This is a genomic window from Flavobacterium sp. CBA20B-1 (genome assembly GCF_028473145.1).
In the GTDB taxonomy this organism is placed as follows: Bacteria; Bacteroidota; Bacteroidia; order Flavobacteriales; family Flavobacteriaceae; genus Flavobacterium.
In genome coordinates this window covers 1,687,101-1,709,294 of record NZ_CP092370.1, presented here as the reverse complement: position 1 = coordinate 1,709,294, position 22,194 = coordinate 1,687,101, and the positions used below count along the sequence as shown (strand labels likewise).

The window sequence follows — 22,194 nt, the reverse complement described above, 5'->3', positions numbered from 1 at the left end:
ACATATTTCATTTTTGAAGAAAAACATATTTAACGACTTGTTTTGTTTTTGTGAAAGAATTATCTTGCTCCTAAAATAAAAAATCATCACGAAAAATTTAGTATATTTAAAACCTTAACCTAAATTTAAAACCAACTGATAAATAATCAGGTTTTAAAAAGGTGTGAAATGAATTGTTATCTTTGCAAAAAAATAGTTAAATGGGATTAGTAACCGCAAAAGAAATTGCGCGCGTAATAAAATTAGATAAGTACGGGTTTATTGGTACTTTTTCTGGTTGGTTATTAATGAAGGTGTTAAAAATATCTCAACTCAACAAAATATATAACCGAAACAAACACTTAAAAGATGTAACCTTTTTAAACGCTATTTTAGAAGAATTTCAGATAGAGTTTGAAATTGACCCAGAAGAATTGAAACGCTTACCCAAACAAGGGCCTTATATAACCATATCGAACCATCCGTTGGGCGGTATCGATGGTATTTTATTGTTGAAATTAATGCGGGAGCGCGATCCGGATTTTAGGATTATTGCCAATTTTTTATTGCACCGTATTGAACCTTTAAAACCGTATGTTTTGCCTGTGAATCCGTTTGAAAATCATAAAGATTCAAAGTCGAGCGTGTTGGGATTAAAAGAAACATTGCGCCATTTAAGCGAAGGCAAACCATTGGGAATTTTTCCGGCAGGCGAAGTTTCTAATTTTGAAGAAGACGATAAAATTGTTGATAAACCTTGGGAAGAAGGTGCTTTGAAATTGATAAAAAAAGGGCAGGTGCCGGTGGTGCCTATTTATTTTCATGCCAAAAACAGTAAGCTGTTCTATATGTTGTCTAAAATCAATCCAACGTTGCAAACAGCAAAGCTTCCTTCGGAATTATTAACCCAAAAAGATCGAGTTATCCGCGTGCGAATTGGTAAGCCTATTACGGTTGCCGAACAAAACGAGCATGGTGATTCAATAGAAAATTTTGGTAAATTTTTGCGTACCAAAACCTATCTTTTGGCCAACACCACCAAAGATGATAAAAAGCAATATATAAAGATTCCATCGTTTAAATTGCCCACGCCGCCGCCCAAAGAAATAGAACGCCCGGTGTTGCAAGATTTAATGGTGCAAGAGATTGAAACCCTTCGCACGGGCGATGAACGTTTGCTGCAAAGCAAAAATTACGAGGTTTTTTTGACCGATGCCGAAAAAATACCAAATATTCTGCGAGAAATAGGTCGTCTGCGCGAGATTACCTTTAGAGCAGTGGGCGAAGGTACCAATAAATCGATTGATTTAGACAAATACGACACCTTTTATAAACACATGTTCCTTTGGGACGATGATGCCAAGTGCATTGCAGGTGCCTACCGCATGGGTATTGGAAAAGATATTTATGCCAAGAACGGTATTAATGGATTTTACTTAACCGAATTGTTTCGTTTTGAACCCGAATTATACGGCATGATGGAACAATCAATAGAAATGGGGCGTGCGTTTATCGTGTGCGAATACCAGCTAAAACCCATGCCGCTTTTTTTATTGTGGAAAGGTATTGTACACACCACTTTGCGCTATCCTGAACACAAATACCTGATTGGTGGAGTAAGCATTAGCAACCAATTTTCAGATTTCAGTAAATCATTGATGATTGAATTTATGAAATCGCATTTTTATGATCCTTATGTGGCGCAATATGTGCAGCCCAAAATGGAATACAAAGTGCAGTTGAAAGATGCCGACAAAGATTTTGTTTTTAACGAAGCAGAAGCCGATTTGAATAAGTTCGACAAGCTGATTGAAGAAGTAGAACCAGGCGGTTTGCGTTTGCCGGTTTTAATAAAAAAATACATCAAGCAAAACGCACGGGTAGTGGCTTTTAATGTTGATCCGCTGTTTAACAACTCGGTAGATGGATTAATGTACATACGCATTGCCGATTTGCCCGAAAGCACCGTTCGCCCGGTAATTGAAGAATTGCAATTGGAACTGGAACGAAAAATGAACGAAAAGCAGGAGTAATAAACCATCAAAAATATTCAAAAAGCTAAAAAGAAATTTTTAGCTTTTTTTGTTTTACTTAACAACATGTTAAATTTTTTATTATATTTACATTTCAATTAACTTAAATATAATAATTATGAGTAAATTAAGTAAAATTTTGTGGGGGGGGTAATAGGACTAACCCTTACAGCATGTACAACCGACAGCATGGTTGACGATTTGGATAAGCAAAACGAAGAAGGTGGTTCGCAGTACCAGACCAATAGCTTTAACAACAGCAACCCAGGAAATGCACATGGAAACAGCGGGCAAAGCGGAACTATTTGGGCGGGTGATAATTATGCCTCACCGTGGGACATGTGGTACAGAAATGTTCCCAGAAAACAACCATCTTATTTATTTAACAACGGCAATTCAGAATTTGCATCGCCCTATAATTTAAAAGTTTTTGCATACGTGGGCTTAGCATATTTTGATGGCGATGACGATGGTGTTTTTCACGACCCAGTCACAGGTGTTGCGATTCCTTTGGCAAGTAATTTAGGAGGGAATTATCCGAATTTGTATGGTGGAAATTCAACCATTCCGGGTCAAGGTCAAGAAGCCGGTAAGCTGGTGAGAATAACCAATTTTTTTGATATAGGAGCATATCCGCAATCAGGTTGGACGTATCGCGTGGAAAATGAAATTTATCATTTGCCACCACTTAATTCAACAACACCTGCACATCCTGGAGTACCTGGAGATACTGACGGTTTTGTCTTTGGACAGCTAACCGGTCCGGAACGTGATTTGTTGTATGAATACGGTAAAGTGTTTTTCTATGAAGTGGAAGTTTATGATAAACTTACCGGTGCGTTAGTAACAACAGCTTTGTTACATCCTGAAATTAAAACATTGCCAACGGGTAGCGATCCTGACCAGAATTGGCAGCCCGTTCTTGATTCATGGGGTAATCATTCACAGGGAAACGCTCCAACATTGGGTAATTTAGATTTGTACTACTATAATGACCTTTCCATAAACGGAACAGTATGGAACATAAACGGCAATCCCAGCAACGGTCAATGCGATTCGCACGAAATTGTGTTTGATGTGCCACAAAGTTTAAAGTTGCATAAAGTGGACATAGACGGAACCTATAAACTTAGTTTGGACTTTTTGCAAAACAGTTTATGGTTGTGGCAAAACTCTGCATTATATTTACATGTAACCCTATAAATATTCAAGGCTGCCCAAAAAGCAGCCTTTCACTATAAAAAATATACAACTATGAAAAAGTTACTCGTATGGTGCATGTACTTGTTTATTATGAATACTGCATACAGCCAAGTACTCTACACCGAAACCTTCGACAGCTTTAATTGGGGATATTTAGGAACAGACCCCACAGCCAAAATACCCGGACAAGGCGGTTGGCTTACCTATTCTATGTACACGCAATCCAACAATTTTTTTAGTATTGTAAATGAATCAGGAAAAGGCAAAGTGCTAGATATCAGCATTCCTTTATCACCAGGGGAGTCATTACGTGCTTATAAAAGCAATCTGAGCCCATTGATGGGAAACCGCAGCGCCGGAAATGAGGTGTTAAAATTCGAAATTGATTATTTTACAGGGCCTAAGCAACCGAACGGAGGTCCGAATGGTTCTGGGATAACTATACTAAAAAAGTTTATAAACCCACTTGAGCCAGTAGAAAGTATAGCAGGAATTGTTTTCCATAAGACAGAAGGTGTTGTTCAAGGAATTGCTGATACCAAAGGAGAGGTATATTCCGCACTAGAAAATATTATTCCTTATGGGTTGGGAGTGGATCATTATTTTCCGTTTAATACGTGGATAAAGATAGAGGTGTATTTAGATTACGGCAATAGAAAAGTTTATTTTAATATTCCTTATTTCAATAAGGTTTTTTCGGGCGATTTTTTAAAAAACAGCACATCTACCAACTTGCTGCACGATTTTGCACCAGATACCATAATGTTATATGCTACTTTAGATAGCCCACCAAATGGGCCATTGGGGTATGCCCAAAACCGTTACGATAACATCAAAATTACGGCATTAAATGCTGTACCGCCAGAAGTAATTGCTTTGAGTACTACCGAGCAGTTGGCAGAAAAATTTAATTTATACCCTAACCCAGCAAACAGCGTGGTGAACATCACCAACGCCAAAAATATGCAGATACAGCAAATCACGGTGTATGATGTTGCAGGCAAACAGTTAAGCACCCAAACCTACACCAACGAAACTGAAATACAATTAAATGTAGAACATTTAGCAAGCGGCACGTATATGCTGCATTTACAAACCAACCAAGGCACAGCGGTTAAAAAACTGGTGAAGAAATAGTTTTGTTTTTCTGTATAATGTAGATTGTATTGCTGTAGAATGTAGAATAAATTTGTGTAAAAATAGCAAACTGTAGTAGAGTAACTTTAAAAAAACTTTGCCAAAGTTTAGAACTTTGGCAAAGATTAAAAACATTCAGAGCAACCACTTCGTAGTGGGTGCTTTTTTTAGTTATCATAAAAAATTGTAAAATGATTGCGTATATTTACATAGATAACTGTTAAAACGTATAACTATGAAAAAGATTCTCCTTATTATAACCACCTTATTAGGCGTTCATAACCTAACTGCCCAAGTACTCTACACCGAAAATTTTAACAATTATGCATTGGGCGAATTAAGTGCCGACCCTACTGGCGTAACACCCGGTAAAGGGGGGTGGTATGTGATAAAAAATAAAACTCCTTATACCTTTCCTGTAGAAATAACACCCGAACCAGGCAGAGGCAATGTGTTGGCAATAGGATCAAACACAAATAATGTAAGTGGAAACGGAAATGGAGCACTGTTAACTCAAAAAAATATCAATACTTTATGGGATAACCGTACTGTTGGTAACAATATACTAAAATTAGAATATGACATTTATTTAATAGGAACTAATCAATATAGAATAGAAACTGCTGTTGGTTTCAATAAAGTAAGTAATGGAAATATACTTAATGTTTTTATGAATAACCACAGTAGTGGAGTTCCTTCTGCTGTTCAATCCTTCTTATGGTCTACATATTATGACCCTGCATCTACACCGATATATAAACAAATTTTTTTAGGTACTAACAATACGCACTTATATAATAATTTTCCGTACAATACTTGGCTAACTGTTGAGCTTTTTGTAGATTATGAATACGAAGCAGGTAATGTAATTGGGGGTAAAATATATGTTTACATACCCGCATTAAATATTTTAAAGGGAGCAAGTTTTACACATAATGAAAATATTGATTCATTTTTTATAAGTGGATTTGGAAGTGGGAATCTTACTGTTACAGTTAAATATGATAATATTAAGCTAACTGCTTTAAACACCTTGCCAAGCTATTTAGGAGTAGAAAACTTTTTAGCAGAAAACTTTAATCTATACCCCAACCCGGCAAACAGCGTGGTAAACATCACCAACACCGAAAATATGCAGATACAGCAAATCACGGTCTATGATGTTGCAGGCAAACAGTTAAGCACCCAAACCTACACCAACGAAACTGAAATACAATTAAATGTAGAACATTTAGCAAGCGGCACGTATATGCTGCATTTACAAACCAACCAAGGCACAGCGGTTAAAAAACTGGTGAAGAAATAGTTTTTTTTTTCTGTATAATGTAGATTGTATTGCTGTAGAATGTAGAATAAATTTGTGTAAAAATAGCAAACTGTAGTAGAGTAGCTTTAAAACAACTTTGCCAAAGTTTAGAACTTTGGCAAAGTTTATAAACACTCAGAACAGCCAATTTGTATTGGTTGCTTTTTTGTAAGTCATTATAAAAATAGCAGATGATTGCTTATATTTACATAGATAACTGTTAAAAACGTAGAACTGTGAAAAAAATTCTCCTTATTATAACCACCTTATTAGGCGTTCATAACCTAACTGCCCAAGTACTCTACACCGAAAATTTCGACAGCTTTAATTGGGGATATTTAGGAACAGACCCCACAGCCAAAATACCCGGACAAGGCGGTTGGCTTACCCATTCTATGTACACGCAATCCAACAATTTTTTTAGTATTGTAAATGAATCAGGAAAAGGTAAAGTGCTAGATATCAGTGTTCCTTTATCGCCTGATGAGTCATTACGTGCTTATAAAAGCAATCTGAGCCCATTGGTGGGAAACCGCATCGCCGGAAATGAGGTCTTAAAATTCGAGATTGATTATTATACAGGACCTAAGCAACCATCAACTAGCGGGCCCAATGGATGTCATATAATTATTCTAAAAAAAGGAGATCCATTTGTTTCGTATAAAAATTTAGTTGGCTTTCATTTTTATAAAACTAATGCATTGACTTCAGGGTATGCTGATACCAAAGGAGAGGTAGATCCCATACTAGAAAATATTATTCCTTATGGGTTGGGAGTGGATCATTATTTGCCTTTTAATACGTGGATAAAGATAGAGGTGTATTTAGATTACGGCAATAGAAAAGTTTATTTTAATATTCCTTATTTCAATAAGGTTTTTTCGGGCGATTTCTTAAAAAACAGCACATCTACCAACTTGCTGCACGATTTTGCACCAGATACCATAATGTTAGGTGTTTATTTGGATAGCCCACCAAATGGGCCATTGGGGTATGCCCAAAACCGCTACGATAACATCAAAATAACGGCATTAAATGCTGTACCGCCAGAAGTAATTGCTTTGAGTACTACCGAGCAGTTGGCAGAAAAATTTAATCTATACCCCAACCCAGCAAACAGCGTGGTGAACATCACCAACGCTGAAAATATGTTGGTTAACCAAGTTACTATTTACGATGTTGTGGGCAAACAATTAAGCATCCAAAATTACAACAACGAAACCGATATACAATTAAACGTAGAACATTTAGCAAGCGGCACGTATATGCTGCATTTACAAACCAACCAAGGCACAGCGGTTAAAAAACTGGTGAAAAAGTAGTTTTTTTTCTGTATAATGTAGATTGTATTGCTGTAGAATGTAAAATAAATTTTTGTAAAAATAGCAATCTGTACTCGAGTAACTTTAAAAACAACTTTGCCAAAGTTTTAAACTTTGGCAAAGATTATAAACATTCAGAGCAACGCATTTGTTTAGGTTGTTGAAGGTGTTTGTACTGCATTTGTAATAAATTAACACACATTGATAATTAATAGTTTGTGTTAATTTTTTTATTTCGTGATATTACAACTTAAAAGTAATGATCGATCTTGGCGAATGGTTCATTAAATCTTCGCTGATGCTTCCGTTCAATAATCTGGCAAAGCCTTTTCTGCCGTGGGTTCCCATTGCAATTAAGTCAGCATTTGTACGTTCGGCAAAATTTAAAATACCTTTTTCGATATCTATATCGTTATAAATCGAGAACTCATAATTCTCTAAATCGAATTGTTTCAGAAAGTCGTGCGCCATTTCTTCGGCCACATGGGTTGGTTTAAAATTGTTCGGCGTATTCACCATCAAAAAGTGCGGAGTAGAACCATTCAACTTTAAGAAATCAATAATTTTTTGAAAACCTGCAGTAGATTCTTCTGTAAAATCGTTTGCAAAAATTACTTTGTCGAAACTAATTTCGGTATCATTTCCTTTAATTGCCAACACGGGGATATCTGATGTACGAATAACCTTTTCCGTGTTCGATCCAATAAAAAATTCTTTAAAACCACTTGCACCGTGTGAGCCCATCACAATTAAATCAATATTGTTGGCTTTTGCCACTTCGGTGACTTCGCTAAAAGTGCGGCCCAATTTTAAAATTTGCGAAACATTTAAACCGTTTAATTCTTCAGAAAGCGATGTTTGCGTAAGTTTTGTTTCGGCATGTTCTTTAAAAAACATAATTTCGGGCAAATCGTAGCCAGGCTGAATCATATCCATGGTTTCATGTGGCAAATCAATGATATGTAATAAAATAATTTCAGCGTTCGACTTTCTTGCGATTCCAACAGCTGCCTTTAAGGCAATAGCCGCTTGTTCAGAAAAATCGGTGGGAACTAAAATCTTTTTCATTTTGGTAAGTTATTAGGGTTAATAAATCGTTTTCTTCAATTTATAAATATACTTAAAATATCAATAAATAAGAAAAAAATGAATAACTTAAATAAAATTTGTATATTTGCAAGGTTATTTATTGTTAAACTAAATAATGAGGGGACGTAATTGTCCCCTCTTTTTATACAAAACATGGATTTTAAAAGCAAAGTAAACGATTTATTAGAACAAGGTTTGGCAGCACATCCAGAGCTTTTTTTAATAGATTTTTCTATTTCGGCAGATTATAAAATTTCGGTGGTGATTGATGGCGATAACGGTGTGAATTTGCAAGACTGTATCGATGTTAGCCGTAGTATAGAACATAATTTAGACCGTGAAGAACAAGATTTTTCGTTAGAAGTAGCATCGGCAGGTGCCACAGCGCCATTGAAATTTCCACGCCAGTATAAAAAAAACATCGGAAGAACATTGGAAATAACCACCGATGACGACAAAAAAATAGAAGCTAAGTTGATGAATGCCAACGAAGAAGCAATACAATTAGAGTGGAAAGCACGCGAGCCTAAAAAAATAGGTAAGGGCAAAGAAACCGTTGTTAAAACCGCTGAAATTCCGTACATTAGCATCAAAAAAGCAGTAGTAGTTATATCATTTTAAAAAAATATAGATAATTTCATGGATAATATTGCATTAATTGATTCGTTCTCTGAATTTAAAGATTTTAAACATATAGACAGAGTTACCCTTATGGCAATTTTAGAAGATGTTTTTAGAAATGCATTGAAAAAAAGATTTGGGTCAGACGATAATTTCGACATCATCATCAACCCCGACAAAGGAGATATGGAGATTTGGAGAAACCGAATTGTTGTTGCCGATGGTGAAGTTGAAGACGAAAATTCAGAAATATCTTTAAAAGAAGCGCAGAAAATTGAACCCGATTTTGAAGTGGGTGAAGAAGTTTCAGAAGAAGTAAAATTGTTTCAATTGGGTCGCCGTGCTATTTTAGCATTACGCCAAAACCTTATTACCAAAATTCAAGAACACGACAGCACCAACCTTTACAAGCAATTTAAAGACATGGTGAACGAAGTGTATGTGGCCGAAGTAAGCCATGTACGCCCAAAAGCAGTGATATTGATCGATGAAAACAACAAAGAAATTATTTTGCCAAAAGAGAAGCAAATCCCATCGGATTATTTCAAAAAAGGCGAAACAGTAAAAGGAATCATCGAAAGCGTAGAGTTGAAAGGCAACAAGCCGCAAATCATCATGAGCAGAACTTCGGAATTGTTTCTTGAAAAATTATTTGAGCAAGAAATTCCCGAAATTGCAGACGGTATCATCACCATTCACAAAGTAGTGCGCATACCAGGCGAAAAAGCAAAAGTGGCAGTTGATAGCTATAATGAAAACATTGATGCAGTGGGTGCATGTGTGGGCGTTAAAGGTTCACGTATCCACGGAATTGTACGCGAATTAGGAAATGAAAATATTGATGTAATCAGTTATACCAACAACGCAGAATTGTATATTCAACGTGCATTAAGCCCAGCAAGAATAAACAATATATCAATAAACGAGCAAACAAAACGCGCCAATGTATTGTTAGATATCAGCGAAGTTTCAAAAGCAATTGGTAAAGGCGGTCAAAATATAAAATTGGCAAGTTTGTTAACAGGTTACGAAATAGATGTAATTAGAGAAGGAACACAAGTTTTAGAAGAAGATGATGTGGAATTACGCGAGTTTTCTGATGAAATTGACGCATGGGTTATCGATGAATTCATTAAAATTGGTTTAGATACCGCAAAAAGCGTATTGAAACACAGCGTGGTAGAATTGGTTCGCAGAACCGATTTAGAAGAAGAAACAGTAGAAGAAGTTTTAAACATCTTAAACGCTGAATTTGAAGACTAACTAAACACACAAACAACAACACAACGCACAAAAAATATACTAAAAGGATCGTATGTCTGAAAAAAGAGTAATAAGAATAAACAAAGTTTTAAGAGAATTAAATATTTCTCTCGATAGAGCCGTGGAGTTTTTGAAAACGAAAGGTTTTGAAATTGAAGCCTCTCCAAACGCAAAGATTTCCGATGACGAATATCAAGCTTTAAACAAGCAGTTCTCGGCCGATAAAGGGAAAAAAGAAGCTTCGAAAGAAGTAAGCGAAGAAAAGAAAAAAGAAAAAGAAGAACTACGTATAGAGCGCGAGCAGGAAGAAAAACGCAAAAAAGAAGAAGAAGACAAGCGTAAAAAAGCAGAAGAGGAAAAACGTAGAAAAGAAGAAGAAGAAAAACGCGAACAAGAAGTTATTAAAGCAAAAGCTGCTAAAGTAACTGCTATTAAAACCGTAGGGAAAATTGATTTAGAAGGAACATCTAAAAAAACAACTACGGCCGATTCAAAAACACCTTCTGAAGACAAGAAAGATCCTGTTAGTGCACCAAAAACAAAAGCTGAAGACGTTGTGAAACCTTCTGAAAAAGAAGAAAAGCAACCAAAAGCAAGTGAAAAACCAGTAAAGCAACAGCCAAAAGCAAAAAACGAAGAAGCAAAACCGGCAACAGAACAAACTGCTGAAAAAGCTCCAGAAAAACCAGCAGCGGCTGCTACCAATAACGCTGAAAATACTTCGACCGATGAAACACAAGAGTCTGAAGTAATCAAAACACAATACCAAAAACTTTCTGGAACTACCTTCACAGGGCAAAAGATTGATTTATCGCAATTCAATAAGCCTAAAAAGAAAAAAGAAGACGCGAAGAAAGACGGTAAAGCGGGCGGTGCAAATAGCAATGCCAGCAAAAACAAACGCAAGCGAATCGAAAAACCGGGAACAGCTGCTGGTGCTTCCACACAAGCTAGTGGAAACAAACCAGGGCAACCAGGCGGACAGAATCGTCAAGGTCAAGGCGGAAACCGAGGCGGACAAGGCGGAAATTCTAAATTTAACAACAACCGCAACTCCGGTGGTGGCAACAGAAACTTTGGCAACAAAAACCAACCGGTTGCAAAAGTAGAGCCTACAGATGAGGAAGTAAAAAACCAAATCAAAGAAACCTTAGAGCGTTTACAAGGAAAACAAAACAAATCCAAAGCTGCGAAATATCGTAAAGACAAGCGTGAATTGCACCGTAAAAAAGAGGAAGAAGCACGCGCAGACGACGATTTAAAAGTATTAAAAGTTACCGAATTCGTAACAGTTGGCGAGGTAGCAACAATGATGAATGTGCCAATTACCCAAGTAATCGGAACATGTATGTCGTTGGGTATCATGGTAACAATGAACCAACGTTTAGATGCAGAAACCTTAACAATTGTTGCCGATGAATTTGGATATGAAGTGCAATTTACAACAGCCGATATCGAAGAATCGATTGTGGAAGAAGTAGATGCACCAGAAGATTTACAACCACGCGCACCAATTGTAACGGTGATGGGTCACGTAGATCACGGTAAAACATCCTTATTAGATTACATACGTAAAGCAAATGTAATTGCGGGCGAATCTGGTGGTATCACGCAGCACATTGGTGCATACGGAGTAACCCTAGAAAGTGGTCAGAAAATCACCTTCTTAGATACACCAGGTCACGAGGCGTTTACTGCGATGCGTGCACGTGGAGCTCAAGTTACCGATATTGCAATTATTGTAGTAGCTGCCGATGACGATATCATGCCACAAACAAAAGAGGCCATATCGCATGCACAAGCCGCAGGTGTTCCTATTATTTTTGCAATTAATAAGGTGGATAAACCAACAGCAAATCCAGAAAAAATTAAAGAAAAATTAGCAGCAATGAACCTTCTTGTTGAAGAATGGGGAGGAACTTATCAATCACAAGACATTTCTGCAAAATTTGGTCAAGGTGTACCGGAATTGTTAGAAAAAGTATTGTTAGAGGCAGAGATGCTAGAATTAAAAGCAAACCCTAACAAAATGGCAGTTGGTACCGTTGTTGAAGCATTCTTGGATAAAGGACGCGGTTATGTTTCGACCATTTTGGTACAAAGCGGAACATTGAAAATTGGCGATTACTTATTAGCAGGTAAAAACCACGGTAAAATCAAAGCCATGCACGATGAGCGTGGAAACGCTGTAAAAGAAGCAGGTCCATCTCGTCCGATATCCATTTTAGGATTAGATGGCGCTCCAACAGCAGGTGATAAGTTCAGTGTGTTTGAAGATGAGCGTGAAGCAAAAGCCATTGCAGCAAAACGTACCCAATTAATCCGCGAGCAATCAGTTCGTGCACAACGCCACATTACATTGGCAGAAATTGGTCGCCGTATTGCTTTAGGAGAATTTAAAGAATTGAACATCATCTTAAAAGGAGATGTGGATGGATCTGTGGAAGCATTGTCTGACTCATTCTCTAAATTATCAACCGATGAAATTCAAATCAACATTATTCACAAAGGCGTAGGAGCAATTACCGAGTCGGATGTATTGTTGGCTTCGGCTTCTGATGCGATTATTATTGGATTCAACGTTCGCCCAATGGGTAATGCCAAAACAATTGCAGACAAAGAAGAAATCGATATTAAAACATACTCGATTATTTACGATGCCATCGATGATATTAAAGATGCAATGGAAGGTATGTTGTCGCCAGAATTGAAAGAAGAAATTACTGGTACAGCAGAAATCCGTCAAACATTCAAAATATCAAAAGTGGGAACAATCGCTGGATGTATGGTTACCGATGGAAAAATCTACCGCAATTCTAAAATCCGCTTAATTCGTGAAGGCGTTGTAATTTATACAGGTGTTCTTGATGCATTGAAACGATTTAAAGATGATGTGAAAGAAGTTTCGAAAGGATATGATTGTGGTATCCAGATTAAAAACTACAACGATATTAAAGAATACGATATTATTGAAGGATTCCAAGAAGTGGAAGTTAAGAAAACGTTGAAATAATTCGTAAAAGTTAAATATTTGATAAAGGAGCCTTAGGCTCCTTTTGTCATTTTGACAGCTACTGCATTTGGCTCAGAATTTGCTAGTATATTTTCTATAAACGATGTATTAAAAACAAAAAGATATGGGATTATTATTAATGGGTATCATCATGCTTGCCAGTTGGTATGTAGGGTGGAAGCTAAAAAATAAATTTGAAAAGTATTCGCGCATTCATTTGCGCAATGGAATGAGTGGTGCAGAGATTGCCACAAAAATGTTGCACGATCACGGTATTTACGATGTAAAAGTAATTTCTACACCTGGTAGGTTAACCGATCACTACAATCCGATGGACAAAACCGTTAATTTGAGTGAAGCAGTATATAACCAGCGCAATGCAGCCGCAGCCGCAGTGGCAGCACACGAGGTGGGGCATGCAGTGCAACATGCAACCGCTTACAGTTGGTTAACCATGCGTTCTAAATTAGTACCTGTGGTAAACGTGGCTTCTTATGCGGTGCAATGGGTTTTGTTAGGTGGAATTTTCTTATTGCAATTATACAACAGTCCAACGGTATTGATAATAGGTATTGTTTTGTTTTCATTAACCACACTTTTCTCTATTATCACCTTGCCCGTAGAATACGATGCAAGTAACCGAGCGCTGAAGTGGTTAGAAACTAAAAACATGGTAAGTAGAGAAGAATATAGCGGTGCAAAAGATTCCTTAAAATGGGCTGCCCGAACATACCTCGTAGCCGCATTGGCATCAATAGGAACATTGCTTTACTACATAATGATTTTAACAGGTGCACGCAGCAGCGATGATTAAAAAAAGGTGTTTCAGAAACACCTTTTTTTCGTTTAAAACCAAGGTTTTTTATTCAGGATATAGGTTTCATAGAAATCGTTATCGGTATGAGTAAGGTAGATAATGCCTTCAACAAGACCAATTATAAAGGCTATCAGCAGCATGTAGTAGCCAATAAACATACAAGTAGTTATATAACCTGTTAAGCCCAAAACAAGCAAAAGAATGCCTTCTGTGGTATATCCCAACACAAATTTATGAATGCCAATATGTCCTAAAATTATGGCTAAAACACCAGCAAGAATTTTTTTATTATAAGCTTCTTGATGGTATTGATTGGGTGAATGGTACTTAGGTGCATATTGCCGTTGTTGGTAATTGGTCGATGTGTTAGAAGTACTTGGGGCGGTATGCCATTTTTCTTCGTTTTCCTTTATCAACTTTTGATTGATTGAGTTTTCTAGATTTTTAGAAGTTGGGAACGAATAAATAATTTTATCAACAATCACTTGCGCCAGTTTTTCTTTGCTTTCAATAGTCCAGCCGGCAATGTGTGGCGATAATAGCACATTCTCTGCATTAATCAGATATTTAAAAGCATCGGGCAATTCGTTGTCAGAAAACATATGTTCAAACGATGATTTTTCGTATTCCAACACATCTAAACCAGCACCCTTAATTTTGCCCGATTTTAAAGCATCAACTAAATCATCAGTACAAACCGATTTTCCCCGAGCCGTGTTGATCAACCAAAACGATTTTGCAAAACCGCTGATAAAATCCTTATTTACGTAATGATGCGTATCCGGAGTTTCCGGCGTGTGTAAACTTAAAATATCACTATGCGTTTGTAAATAATCTAGCGAAACTTGCTTTGCATTTGCATCGCCCATATTGGGTTTTATATCATAACAAATTACCTTGCAGTTAAAACCTTTTAATCGTTGGGCAAACGCTTTTCCCATATTGCCGTAACCAATAATTCCTATGGTTTTACCTTCTATTTCGATACCTCGGTTTTCTTCGCGTTTCCAAATGCCGCTACGCACTTCTTTATCTACATACGACAACTTGTTCATTAGGTTTAAAAGCATTCCCAAAGCGTGTTCGGCAACGGCGGTTTTGTTTCCTTCGGGAGCTGCAATTAGTTTTATGCCTTTTTGTTGGGCATAATCACAATCGATATTTTCCAAACCGGCACCAACGCGCCCAATAAATTTTAGGTTGGTAGCTGCATCTAAAAAAGCTTTATCGATCTTGAACCGACTGCGCAAAACAATCCCATCGTATTGATGGATTATTTGTTCAATAGCATCTTTTGGTGCATAGTAATTTTCATCGTTTTCAAAACCCGCAGTGGTTAAATGTTCAATTAACAACGGATGGTTTTTATCAAGGTGTAGTATTTTCATTAACTATTTAATCCTTTATTTATCAAACTAAATTAGACAAAAAATTTCATTCAATCGATTAAAATATTTTTTAAACAAACTTTCATTCTTTTTTGAAAGTTTAAAAACTTTGTTGTACATTTGATCCATGGAATTCAAAGAAGCAAAAAATAAATTCGTACAATCGTGGGGCGCTTTAGGTTCGCAATGGGGCATAAACAAAACCATGGCACAGATTCATGCGTTGTTAATGATTTCTACCGAAGCAGTTTCTATGGAAGACATCATGGAAGAATTACAGATTTCGCGCGGAAATGCATCGATGAATTTACGAGCTTTAATGGATTGGGGCATTGTTTACAAAGAATACAAAGCAGGCGAGCGCAAAGAGTTTTTCGTTGCCGAAAAAGATTTAGACGAATTGGCAGTGAAAATTGCAAAGGAGCGCAGCAAAAGGGAAGTGAAACCAGCTTTAAAAGTTTTAAAAGAAGTATCTACTATCAAAACGAATACATCAGAAGAAGAACAACACTTTGTGGAACAAACCGGTAAATTGTATGATTTTGTATTGAAAGCCGATAACGTATTAGACAAAATGACTGAATATAAAGACAATTGGTTGGCAAAGTTGGTGGTTAAAATTATGAAATAAAATCGATCAAATTTTTTTAAACAAAACTTTCAAATATTTCTGAAACTTTAAAATAATATAAATTATGAAAGCAATAAAAATTATAAATACCATAGCAATAGGAACGCCGTTGGTGCTTCTTTTAATGGAAGTGATTTTTAGGGATGGAGGATTCGCCATGTATGCATTACTTTCTACAATGTTCACGGGTTTTGTACAAGTTGTGTTAGGGCTTTTTCTTATGATACGATTTCCAAAAAACAGCAATTATCAGATCTATATTGCCGCGGTGGTTGTGTATTTCGCACTATGGTTTATAGGCAGTGAATTAAATCTTAAAGATAGCTTTGCATATTTGTTGTTCAGTATTCCGCCTTGTTTGGCAGTGTATTTATCAGTATTGATTTACAGTCGTCCTAATAATGAATTCTAAATGAAAGAAGATATGAAAAAGATGGTCATTGCAGCAGGAACCGGTTTTTTAGGAACCGTATTAATAGATTTTTTTAAAGAATCGTATCAGGAAATTATTGTGCTTACGCGAGGCAGATCAGAACAGAAAAATAATATAGCATATGTTCATTGGAATGCGAAGTCGCTTACCGGTTGGGAAAAGGTATTAGAAAACGCCGATGTGTTGATAAATTTAGCAGGAAAATCGGTTGATTGCAGATACACGCCTGAAAATAAAGCAGCAATCTTGTCATCGCGCATTGAAAGCACAAGAGTATTAAACGAAGCCGTTTTAAAATGTAAAAACCCTCCAAAACATTTTATAAATTCATCAACAGCTACTATTTATCGTCATTCAGAAGACAAGCAGATGGATGAATATTCAGGGAAAATTGGCGATGATTTTTCTATGAATGTTGCCAAGTCTTGGGAAAAGGCTTTTTATGATATTGAAATTGATAAAGCGTTGAAAACGGCTGTTAGAACTTCGATAGTTTTAGGAAAGAACGGTGGCGCATTTATCCCTTTAAAAAGATTAACTCAATTAGGATTCGGAGGGAAAAACGGAAACGGAAATCAATTTGTCAGTTGGATTCATGAATTGGATTTTGCCAAAGCAATCGCTTTTATCATCGATAAGGAGTTGACAGGAAACATCAATCTGGTTGCTCCCAAACCCGAACGAAATATCGATTTTATGAGGGAATTGCGCAAAGCTGTCGGTATTCCTCTTGGAATTCCAATCTCTGAAAATATGTTGAAAATCGGGGCAAAAATCATTCAAACCGAACCGGAACTGGTTTTGAAAAGTAGAAACGTAATTCCTAAACGATTAACCGAAAACGGCTTTACGTTTACTTATCACAATCTGGAAAAAGCCTTTAAAAATCTTTTGTTATGAACTATAAAATTTTTTGATTTCAAACCTCACAGGTTTTTAAAACCTGTGAGGTTTTAGTTTAGAAAAAAACAAACTAAAACCCTAAAATCATTTTTGCAATGGTAAAGTAAATCAAAATACCAAAAATATCGTTGCTTGTGGTAATAAACGGACCGGTTGCAATAGCAGGATCAATACCGTTTTTATCAAGCATTATCGGGATAAACGTACCAATTAAACTGGCAAGTATCATAACGGTTACCAATGCCAATACAATGGTTGACGATATTTCATAAGTGGTTCCCATGATAAAATGCGTTGCCAACAATAGTAAAACAGCCAAAATGGTACTGTTTAGCATCGCCAAAAGCATTTCCTTGCCCAAGCGTTTCCACAGTGAACCCGACAAGCTGTTGTTTGCCAAACCCTGCACCACAATTGCCGATGATTGTACCCCCACGTTTCCTGCCATTGCGGCAACCAAAGGGGTAAAGAAAAACAAAGTTTGGTATCTGTCCATGGCATCGCTAAAACTTTGGGCAACATTAACGGCAATAAAACTTCCGATCAATGCCAGAAGCAACCAAGGCAAACGTGCTTTTGTTAATTCCCAAATGCTGTCATCGGCTTCAACGTCTTGCGAGATACCTGCCGCCATTTGGTAGTCACGGTCGGCTTCTTCTTTAATCACATCCACAATATCGTCAATGGTAATACGCCCCACTAAACGTCCGGTTTCATCAACAACCGGAATTGCTTCTAAATCGTACTTCTGCATGATGCGGGCAACTTCGGTGTCTTCGGTATCCACCTTTACAAAATCAACCTTTGGTATGTAAATATCTTTGATTTGTGTGGTGGTAGATGAGGTAATTAAATCTTTCAAAGACAAACGACCTTTTAATCGGTCTTCATCATCAACCACATAAATAGAGTGTACACGCGAAACGTTTTCTGCTTGTTTGCGAATTTCCTGAATACAGGTCAACACATTCCAATTTTCATTTGCTTGGATGTATTCTTTCGCCATTAATCCACCCGCGGTATCATCGTCGTAGCGCAAAAGCTCTACAATGTCTTTGGCATGTTCAAAATCTTCCAATTCAGAAATTACCTCGTCTTTCATCTCTTCCGAAAGTTCGGAAATGATATCCACCGCGTCATCGGTATCCATCTCGTCGAGCTCTTCGGCAATTTCTTTAGCAGAAAGGTTGTTTAAGATTTTTTCACGAACTTCCTCATCAAGCTCTAATAGAATTTCAGAACTCACATCCGATTCAATAATACGGAAAAGATAGCCAGCATCTTCGCCGTCTAATTCGTTGATGAGCTCTGCAACATCAGCAAAGTGAATATCCTCGATACGGCGAAGTACTTCGCGTACGTTTTTTTCGGCGATTAAGCTTTCAATTTCTTGGATAAATTCTTTACTGATTTTAAATTCCATACGCTTCTATTTTTTGAGTGAGTGCAATAAATGCTTCTACACTTAATTGTTCTGGACGAAGGTTAAAAACTTCATCGTTTTTTATTTCTTCTGATATAAAACTTTTTAAACTGTTTCGCAAGGTTTTTCTGCGTTGGTTAAACGCCGATTTTACCACTGTGAAAAACAGTTTTTCGCTACACGGCAAGCTGTAATTTTCTTTGCGAATCATGCGCATTACGCCCGATTTTACTTTTGGCGGCGGTGTGAAAACATGTTCCGATACGGTAAAGAGATATTCGGTGTCGTAAAACGCTTGTGCCAAAACCGACAATATTCCGTAGGTTTTGCTGCCTTTTTTCTCACAAATACGCTCAGCAACTTCCTTTTGAAACATTCCAGCAAATTCCGGTATTTGATCGCGCATTTCTAAAACCCTAAAAACAATTTGAGTGGAAATATTGTAAGGAAAATTTCCGATGATGGCAAACGGATCTTCATTAAAAACTTTCTTTAAATTGTATTTTAAAAAGTCTTCGCCAATGATATGTCCGTGTAATTTTGGATAATGTTTTTCCAGATAAACCACCGATTCGGTATCAATTTCAACCACAAAAGTTTCCACAGGTTTTTCTAACAAATACTTTGTTAATACGCCCATTCCGGGACCAATTTCGAGTATTTTTGTGTATCCGTTTAGCGTTAAAGCATTGGCAATATTTTTTGCTACACTTTCGTCGTTTAAAAAATGTTGTCCTAAATGTTTCTTTGCCCGAACGTTATCCGCACTACTCATGTTCGCTGATTATTTCAAGATCGGTACGAAAAGCAAGCATTTTATCGGCAAAAAGTTGCAATCCTTCATTGCGTAAATGCGGCGCATGGTTTTCCTTGTAATCGGCTAATGCTTCTTTGGTTTCAGCGAGATATTGCACGGAATAGGTCACGCCGCCCATGTCTTCATCAACCAAAACCTTCACCAAACGTGCCGATTTAAAACAACCGGTGTTCAGCATATCTTGTATGTGTTTGGTTTGCATCCAGTTCAGCCATTGGTCGTGAACCGATTCGTCTATATTTATAGTAACGTTGTAAATAATCATGGTTTGTTGTATAACTTATTGGCAAAGGTACAAAAAACTATATTTACTCTGAGTGGCGTTTTTTTGAAGTGGTTATTGGTTGTTTGGAAAGGGAGAATTTTAATTGCATTCCATACATTGCCATTCATCGCAAGTTGACTCATAAAATTGTTGATATGCTGTCATTTCAAAGTTGGCACGTATGCCACTCGCACCACTTTTAATTGCTGACAATATATTTTTATCGGCAATATTTTCCTTTTTAAATTTTTCTAACTTCATAATTTCTAGTTTTTAATTATTATTTATTTTTAATTGTTCTTTCATTAATTTGTATAATTCAGGAGATATTAGTTGCTCTGTTCTCCAATCTTCATAACCATAATTAGGCAAACCTATCTCTTTTCTCCTTTTATTCAACTCATTAGCTGTTATGCTGGTTATAGGGCTATTTTTGTAAGTTCCATAATATTGTTCTTGATTTTTGTATATAAAATATTGGTCAATGAGAGTTCCGTACAGTATAGGAGAAGCTGTTCCTTTACTAATAAACTCTTTTATCTTAGGAGCAAAATAATTCAACCTTATAGAATCTTTGGTATGGAGTAAAATCGCACTGCAATTTACAGGTGTGTTGTCAATATTAAACCCTCCTATTACATTTTTATTTGGAAATCCAATCTTATCAAAAATAGCTATCATTTTTAATGTATTCACAGAATCAATTTTATTTTGATTTTGGACATCCTCGTTGCTTCTTCCTCCGATTCTGTATTTTTGATCCTGTTTTTTCATTGTAATTATCTCTCGCCTTAACTCCAAGTCAAGACTATTTAAATATTGATTTCTTAACTGTGTATAATCAGCATCTGAAATACCAAGCTATGCAAATGAAGTTTTTAAATCGTCGTTATTCATTATCAGAACATCGTCATACTATAAACAAGCTGTCTGCTTCATAAACTTTTAAATAATAAGGTATGTAGTTTGCGTTTTTGTCTCCAATTCTTGTATAAGAACTTTTACAGGAAATGCACAATAATACTAGTGGAATTATTAATAAAATTGCTTTTAGTGTTTTCATTTTGGTAACGTAATTATTAGAGATTCAAACTTATCAAAATCCTTTAAAACAAAAATATCCGTTTAAGAAAGTACTCTTAAACGGATATTTATTTTGTAGCTAATTAGTCAATTTTATCGAATCCGCAGTAAGGTTTTAGCACATCGGGTATTGCAATGCCTTCGGGTGTTTGGTAATTCTCTAAAATTCCTGCCAAAACACGTGGTAATGCCAGCGATGAACCGTTTAGAGTGTGTGCCAACTGTGTTTTTCCGTCTTTGCCTTTAAAGCGCAATTTTAAACGGTTCGCCTGAAAGGTTTCAAAATTTGATACCGATGAAATTTCCAACCAACGATCTTGTGCGGTTGAAAACACTTCGAAATCATACGTTAAGGCCGATGTAAAGCCCATATCGCCCCCGCACAAACGCAAAATGCGGTATGGTAATTTTAATTCGTTTAAAATTTCTTTTACGTGTTCCACCATTCCGTCTAACGCTTCATACGATTTTTCAGGATGTTCAATACGCACAATTTCTACCTTATCAAACTGGTGTAAACGGTTTAATCCACGCACGTGTGCACCATAACTTCCGGCTTCTCTGCGGAAACAAGGCGTGTATGCCGTGTTGCAAATAGGCAATTCGTTTTCGTTTAAAATCACATCGCGGTAAAGGTTTGTAACAGGCACTTCGGCAGTTGGAATCAAATACAAATCGTCGGCAACGGCATGATACATTTGTCCTTCTTTATCGGGCAATTGCCCCGTTCCAAAACCAGACGCCTCGTTAATTAAATGCGGCACTTGCACTTCGTTGTAACCTGCTTCGGTATTTTTATCTAAAAAATAACTGATTAAGGCGCGTTGCAATTTGGCACCTTTTCCTTTGTAAACCGGAAAACCTGCACCTGTAATTTTTGCACCCAATTCAAAATCTATGATGTCGTATTTTTTTGCCAATTCCCAATGCGGTAAAGCTCCTTCTGCCAAAACCGGAATTTCGCCTTGTTCAAAAACGGTTAAGTTGTCTTCAGGTGTTTTGCCTTCAGGTACTATATCGGTTGGCGTGTTGGGTATTTGGTACAATTGATTGGTTAAATCGTTTGTTACCGTTTGCAAACGCTCTTTTAAATCGGCAGTTTTATCTTTTAGCTGTGCGGTTTTTTCCTTTAAGATTTCGGCTTTAGATTTTTCGCCATTGCGCATTAAATCGCCAATTTCTTTGGATAGCTTGTTCGATTCGGCCAAGATGTTGTCTAGTTCAACCTGGGTAGATCTTCTTTCCTCATCAAGGTTGATTGCATTTTGAATCATTTCAGCAGCATCAAGATTTCTTTTTGCAAGGGCTTTCACCACTTTCTCCTGATTTTCTCTAATATAAGCTATCTGTAACATAAGTAAAAAAATTGTTAAAAGGCAAATTTACATAAATTCTTTGGGAAATTGGAATGGTGTAGTTAATTATTATGGATTGAAAGATGTTCTATTTTAAAGGTATATAATTTAAA

General features: G+C 36.7%; 20 protein-coding genes and 1 pseudogene. 12 read left to right on the top strand and 9 right to left on the bottom strand.

Annotated elements, in window-relative coordinates; all coding sequences use genetic code 11:
* The first annotated feature begins 200 nt into the window (after positions 1 to 200).
* From MG290_RS08575 to MG290_RS08555, 5 genes are all read left to right on the top strand, one after another.
* Entirely contained in the window at positions 201 to 2,012 is a 1,812-nt protein-coding gene (locus MG290_RS08575) for a lysophospholipid acyltransferase family protein (RefSeq protein WP_264560908.1), read from the top strand.
* 141 nt (positions 2,013 to 2,153) lie between these two features.
* Positions 2,154 to 3,215, top strand: coding sequence for a hypothetical protein (locus MG290_RS08570; protein WP_264560907.1), 1,062 nt, complete (start codon positions 2,154 to 2,156; stop codon positions 3,213 to 3,215).
* 51 nt (positions 3,216 to 3,266) lie between these two features.
* Positions 3,267 to 4,352: a T9SS type A sorting domain-containing protein gene (locus MG290_RS08565; RefSeq protein WP_264560906.1), complete on the top strand. Its 1,086-nt coding sequence runs from the start codon at positions 3,267 to 3,269 to the stop codon at positions 4,350 to 4,352.
* A 235-nt stretch (positions 4,353 to 4,587) separates the two neighbouring features.
* Positions 4,588 to 5,658: a T9SS type A sorting domain-containing protein gene (locus MG290_RS08560; RefSeq protein WP_264560905.1), complete on the top strand. Its 1,071-nt coding sequence runs from the start codon at positions 4,588 to 4,590 to the stop codon at positions 5,656 to 5,658.
* A 236-nt stretch (positions 5,659 to 5,894) separates the two neighbouring features.
* Positions 5,895 to 6,980 (top strand): T9SS type A sorting domain-containing protein, encoded by a 1,086-nt coding sequence (locus MG290_RS08555; RefSeq protein WP_264560904.1) that lies wholly within the window; start codon positions 5,895 to 5,897, stop codon positions 6,978 to 6,980.
* 243 nt (positions 6,981 to 7,223) lie between these two features.
* Here the strand turns inward: MG290_RS08555 and MG290_RS08550 are convergent, their stop codons facing one another.
* Entirely contained in the window at positions 7,224 to 8,048 is an 825-nt protein-coding gene (locus MG290_RS08550; protein ID WP_257500549.1) for a universal stress protein, read from the bottom strand.
* 174 nt (positions 8,049 to 8,222) lie between these two features.
* On the opposite strand from MG290_RS08550, the gene rimP reads away from it, so the two are divergent.
* The 4 genes from rimP (at position 8,223) to MG290_RS08530 (ending at position 13,780) form a co-directional block, all read left to right on the top strand.
* On the top strand, positions 8,223 to 8,690 hold the full coding sequence (rimP, locus tag MG290_RS08545; RefSeq protein ID WP_264560903.1) for a ribosome assembly cofactor RimP: 468 nt from the start codon (positions 8,223 to 8,225) through the stop codon (positions 8,688 to 8,690).
* Between the two features lie 18 nt (positions 8,691 to 8,708).
* Positions 8,709 to 9,953 carry a transcription termination factor NusA gene (gene nusA / locus MG290_RS08540; protein WP_264560902.1) on the top strand — a complete coding sequence of 415 codons (1,245 nt, stop codon included), beginning with the start codon at positions 8,709 to 8,711 and terminating at the stop codon, positions 9,951 to 9,953.
* A gap of 52 nt (positions 9,954 to 10,005) precedes the next feature.
* The gene (infB, locus tag MG290_RS08535) at positions 10,006 to 12,966 is read left to right on the top strand and encodes a translation initiation factor IF-2 (protein ID WP_264560901.1); all 2,961 of its coding nucleotides are present in this window, start codon (positions 10,006 to 10,008) and stop codon (positions 12,964 to 12,966) included.
* A gap of 124 nt (positions 12,967 to 13,090) precedes the next feature.
* Positions 13,091 to 13,780: a zinc metallopeptidase gene (locus MG290_RS08530; RefSeq protein ID WP_257500553.1), complete on the top strand. Its 690-nt coding sequence runs from the start codon at positions 13,091 to 13,093 to the stop codon at positions 13,778 to 13,780.
* Between the two features lie 32 nt (positions 13,781 to 13,812).
* Here MG290_RS08530 and MG290_RS08525 read toward each other — a convergent pair whose 3' ends face one another.
* Both MG290_RS08525 and MG290_RS08520 read right to left on the bottom strand, forming a co-directional pair.
* Entirely contained in the window at positions 13,813 to 14,199 is a 387-nt protein-coding gene (locus tag MG290_RS08525) for a TM2 domain-containing protein (protein ID WP_413614624.1), read from the bottom strand.
* Between the two features lie 39 nt (positions 14,200 to 14,238).
* Positions 14,239 to 15,171 (bottom strand): annotated as a pseudogene (locus MG290_RS08520) (2-hydroxyacid dehydrogenase); the annotation flags it as partial.
* Positions 15,172 to 15,298: 127 nt separating this feature from the next.
* Here MG290_RS08520 and MG290_RS08515 point away from each other — a divergent pair.
* The 3 genes from MG290_RS08515 to MG290_RS08505 all read left to right on the top strand — a co-directional run bounded on the left by MG290_RS08515 (position 15,299) and on the right by MG290_RS08505 (position 17,135).
* Positions 15,299 to 15,802, top strand: coding sequence for a GbsR/MarR family transcriptional regulator (locus MG290_RS08515; RefSeq protein WP_264560900.1), 504 nt, complete (start codon positions 15,299 to 15,301; stop codon positions 15,800 to 15,802).
* 64 nt (positions 15,803 to 15,866) lie between these two features.
* Positions 15,867 to 16,214: a hypothetical protein gene (locus MG290_RS08510; protein WP_264560899.1), complete on the top strand. Its 348-nt coding sequence runs from the start codon at positions 15,867 to 15,869 to the stop codon at positions 16,212 to 16,214.
* 12 nt (positions 16,215 to 16,226) lie between these two features.
* On the top strand, positions 16,227 to 17,135 hold the full coding sequence (locus MG290_RS08505) for a TIGR01777 family oxidoreductase (protein WP_264560898.1): 909 nt from the start codon (positions 16,227 to 16,229) through the stop codon (positions 17,133 to 17,135).
* Between the two features lie 73 nt (positions 17,136 to 17,208).
* Here MG290_RS08505 and mgtE read toward each other — a convergent pair whose 3' ends face one another.
* The 6 genes from mgtE to serS all read right to left on the bottom strand — a co-directional run bounded on the left by mgtE (position 17,209) and on the right by serS (position 22,081).
* Positions 17,209 to 18,561 carry a magnesium transporter gene (mgtE, locus tag MG290_RS08500; protein ID WP_264560897.1) on the bottom strand — a complete coding sequence of 451 codons (1,353 nt, stop codon included), beginning with the start codon at positions 18,559 to 18,561 and terminating at the stop codon, positions 17,209 to 17,211.
* Positions 18,551 to 19,336, bottom strand: coding sequence for a 16S rRNA (adenine(1518)-N(6)/adenine(1519)-N(6))-dimethyltransferase RsmA (gene rsmA, locus MG290_RS08495; RefSeq protein WP_264560896.1), 786 nt, complete (start codon positions 19,334 to 19,336; stop codon positions 18,551 to 18,553). The genes mgtE and rsmA overlap by 11 nt, the downstream gene beginning before the upstream one ends.
* Positions 19,329 to 19,643 (bottom strand): DUF4286 family protein, encoded by a 315-nt coding sequence (locus MG290_RS08490; protein WP_257500561.1) that lies wholly within the window; start codon positions 19,641 to 19,643, stop codon positions 19,329 to 19,331. The genes rsmA and MG290_RS08490 overlap by 8 nt, the downstream gene beginning before the upstream one ends.
* 99 nt (positions 19,644 to 19,742) lie before the next feature.
* On the bottom strand, positions 19,743 to 19,904 hold the full coding sequence (locus MG290_RS08485; protein WP_264560895.1) for a hypothetical protein: 162 nt from the start codon (positions 19,902 to 19,904) through the stop codon (positions 19,743 to 19,745).
* 12 nt (positions 19,905 to 19,916) lie between these two features.
* Positions 19,917 to 20,417, bottom strand: a complete 501-nt coding sequence (locus MG290_RS08480; RefSeq protein ID WP_264560894.1) for a hypothetical protein — start codon at positions 20,415 to 20,417, stop codon at positions 19,917 to 19,919.
* Positions 20,418 to 20,809: 392 nt separating this feature from the next.
* Entirely contained in the window at positions 20,810 to 22,081 is a 1,272-nt protein-coding gene (gene serS, locus MG290_RS08475; RefSeq protein WP_264560893.1) for a serine--tRNA ligase, read from the bottom strand.
* Positions 22,082 to 22,194: the final 113 nt, after the last annotated feature.